This window comes from Promicromonospora sp. NPDC023987 (genome assembly GCF_040639055.1).
GTDB lineage: Bacteria > Actinomycetota > Actinomycetes > Actinomycetales > Cellulomonadaceae > Promicromonospora.
The window spans coordinates 1-3,377 of sequence record NZ_JBEZZF010000146.1; the positions used below are offsets into that span (position 1 = coordinate 1).

Genomic DNA, 3,377 nt, shown 5'->3' on the forward strand with positions numbered 1-3,377 from the left:
CACGGTCCTTGGCCCAGCGGACGAAGTTCGCGACCGCGTCCCGGTCTTCCCGCAACATGTCGCGCGCGCCGTACAAGCCGACAGCGAAGTAGATCAGGGCAGCCCGGGCCGAGACAGTCGTCAGAGGGTGGCGCGGACCGACCTCGCTGCCGTCACCAGGTTGCGGAGCGACTCCGTCGTCTCGGCGTAGCCGCGGGTCTTCAGGCCGCAGTCCGGGTTGACCCAGACCAGCCGCGGGTCGATCGACTTGGCAGCCAGCGTGACCAGCTCGGTGACCTCCTCGACCGACGGCACGCGCGGGCTGTGGATGTCGTAGACGCCCGGGCCGATGCCGCGCGCGTACCCGGCGTCGGCCAGCTCCGGCACGATCTCCATCCGGGACCGTGCCGCCTCGACGGATGTCACGTCGGCGTCGAGACCGTCGATCGCGCCGATGACCTGCCCGAACTCCGAGTAGCACAGGTGGGTGTGCACCTGCGTGGCGATGTCGGCCCCCGCCGTCGAGAGCCGGAACGAGCGCACCGACCAGTCCAGGTAGCCCGCGTGCGCGGAGCGGCGCAGGGGCAGCAGCTCCCGCAGCGCCGGCTCGTCCACCTGCACGACGCCGACCCCGGCACCCTCCAGGTCCCTCACCTCGTCCCGCAGGGCCAGGGCGACCTGGTCGGCGGTGTCGCCCAGGGGCAGGTCGTCGCGGACGAACGACCACGCCAGGATGGTGACCGGGCCGGTGAGCATGCCCTTGACCGGCCGCCCAGTGAGCGACGCCGCGTACGCGGTCCACTCCACGGTCAGGGGTGCGGGCCGGGACACGTCACCCCACAGGATCGGTGGCCGCACGCAGCGCGAGCCGTACGACTGCACCCAGCCGTGCACGGTGGTCGCGAACCCGTCGAGCTGCTCGGCGAAGTACTGCACCATGTCGTTGCGCTCCGGCTCGCCGTGCACCAGCACGTCCAGGCCCAGCTCCTCCTGGAGCGCGACGGTGCTCGCGATCTCGGCGCGCATGGCGGCCGTGTACTCGGCGTCGGACAGCTCACCGCGCGCCCAGGACGCCCGGGTGCGGCGGATCTCGGCTGTCTGCGGGAACGAGCCGATGGTCGTGGTCGGCAGCGGCGGCAGGCCGAGCCTCGCCTGCTGGGCTGCGGCCCGCTCGGCATAGGGTGCGCGCTCGACGTCGGCGGGGGTCAGGGCCGCGGTCCGGTCCCGTACCTCCGGCACGACGACGCCGGGGGCCTGGGCGCGCGACCGCACCGCCGCGGTGGACTCGTCGAGCGCGCCGGCGACCGCCGTCCGCCCCGCGGCCAGGCCGGTCGCCAGCGTCACGACCTCCGCGACCTTCTGGTCGGCGAACGCGAGCCACGTCTTCAGGTCCGGATCGAGGCGGGGCTCGTCGCCGACGTCGTGCGGCACGTGCAGCAGCGACGTCGAGGTGCCGACGGCGACCGCCCCGGACCCCAGCGCGGACAGGCCGTCCAGCGTGGCCAGCCGAGCGTCGAGGTCGGCGCGCCAGATGTTGTGCCCGTCGATCACGCCCGCGACCAGGGTCTTGGTCTCCAGGCCCGGTACCGGTCCTGCGGGGACCGCGCCGCGCACCAGGTCGACGGCGATCGCCTCGACGTCGGTCCCGGCCAGCAGGGCGAGCCCGTCGCCGGCCTCGCTGCGTAGGTCACCGTAGGGCGCGGTGACCAGGATCGCGGGGCGCTCGGCCGTGCCGGTGGCTCCCGCAGCGGGGGAGAGGTCCGTGGCGAGCCGCGCGTAGGCCCGGCGGACGGCGTCGGCCACCTCGTCGAAGGGGACGTCGAGCAGGTCCGTGACCAGGGCAGGCTCGTCGAGCTGCACCCAGGGCGCGCCCGCGGCGGCCAGGGCACGCAGCAGGTCGGCGTACGCGTCGACGACGTCGTCCAGGCGGTCCAGGGGGTGGAAGCCGTCGGGTGCGCCGGCCGCGGGGTGAGCCTGCGAGCCGCGCGAAGGTCCTGCCGCCTTGCTGAGCAGAAGGAACGTCACCGGGCCGACGAGCACGGGACGGGTCACGACGGCGTGGCCGCCGTCCGCCGGGTGGGCGAGCTCGGTGAACTCGCGCACCACGCGGTCGTCCACGAACCCGATGGGGGTGTCCGGCCCGATCTCCGGGACCAGGTAGTGATAGTTGGTGTCGAACCACTTGGTCATCTCGAGCGGCGGCTTGTCACCCTCGCCGCGGGCCAGCGTGAAGTAGCCCTCCAGGGAGAGCGCGCCTTCGCTCTCGTTGGTCGAGCCTGTCGAGACCCCTGTCGAGACCAGGTCACGGAACCGTTCGGGCACCGCCCCCAGCAGCGCGACGGCGTCGAGCACCTGGTCGTAGAACGAGAACGAGCCGGGGACGGCGGCCGTCTCCGCGTCCAGGCCCAGGTCGACGAGGTGTCGCGCGGTGGCCAGTCGCAGATCGCGGGCCGTCGTCTCCAGCTCGTCGATGGTGGTGCGGCCGGCCCAGGACGCCTCGACGGCGCGCTTGAGCTCGCGGCGTCGGCCGATGCGTGGGTAGCCAAGGATCGTGGCGGGGGAAAGGGGCGTGAACTCAACTGCCATGCGTATCAGCTCCATCGGACCTGGCGTTAGCACCTTGCCCGGCTTTGGCGCTCCGGAGGCAGGTTGCTGCGGTGTCGTGGAGCCAGGACTCTCGACCGCTCTGGATGATTGACCTGGATCGTAGGCATGCCCGGGATGTGGTCGGAAAACCGTCCACGCCTCGGGATGGCATCGAAGCTTGGCGCGCTCGGTCCACAAAAAGTGTGCCAAGCGCCCGGCGTCGCCCGCCGGACCGCAGGTGCCCCAGGTGACCATGTAGCTGCTGCCAGAAACGGCCCTGAACTGGCAGCAGCTACATGGTCATCTCGGCGGGGACTCTGTGTCGCACCCGCGGTCAGCGCGGGGGCGGGCGGGCCGACGTCGGCTCGTCGCCGCCCGAGCAGTACGGCGGACCCTGCCAGCGCCGTGCTGACGACCAGCGGGCCCGTCAGCACCAGGAGTCCGATCGCCGTGCCGCCGAGCACCGGCCCGACCAGTGCGCCGAGGTTCAGCGCGGCGGTCGAGAACGCCCCGCCCATCGTCGGCGCACCGTGGGCGGACGCCATGCTGCGCGCGATCAGCGTGCCGCCGACCAACAGGGTCCAGCGGGGTGGCAGACGGCGTACGAGCGCGGCGGTCAGCGGTGCGGCGACGACCATGCCGTGCCTTGCGCGAAGACCGCGACGGCGAGCACGTAGAGCAGGACAGGGGATGCACCGCCAGCCAATGGGTTCGGTCGGATGGGATGAGATCGGCCGGTTGTTGTTGCGAAAAAAAACCAACACAACCAACAAAAAGACGCCCCCCGGGGGCGCGCGGGGGTAAGGAGTGGG

The 3,377-nt window shown here is 72.3% G+C and carries 1 protein-coding gene and 1 riboswitch; the gene reads right to left on the reverse strand.

Annotated features, from left to right (window positions below):
* Window positions 1-120 precede the first annotated feature (120 nt).
* Window positions 121-2,565 (reverse strand): 5-methyltetrahydropteroyltriglutamate--homocysteine S-methyltransferase, encoded by a 2,445-nt coding sequence (gene metE, locus AB0F40_RS27375; RefSeq protein ID WP_357475465.1) that lies wholly within the window; start codon window positions 2,563-2,565, stop codon window positions 121-123.
* 8 nt (window positions 2,566-2,573) lie between these two features.
* Window positions 2,574-2,676: riboswitch (SAM riboswitch) on the reverse strand.
* Window positions 2,677-3,377 lie beyond the last annotated feature (701 nt).

Coding starts and splice junctions, on each gene's coding strand:
- metE (WP_357475465.1), bottom strand. CDS start 2,565: ATGGCAGTTGAGTTCACGCCCCTTTCCCCCGCCACGATCCTTGGCTAC.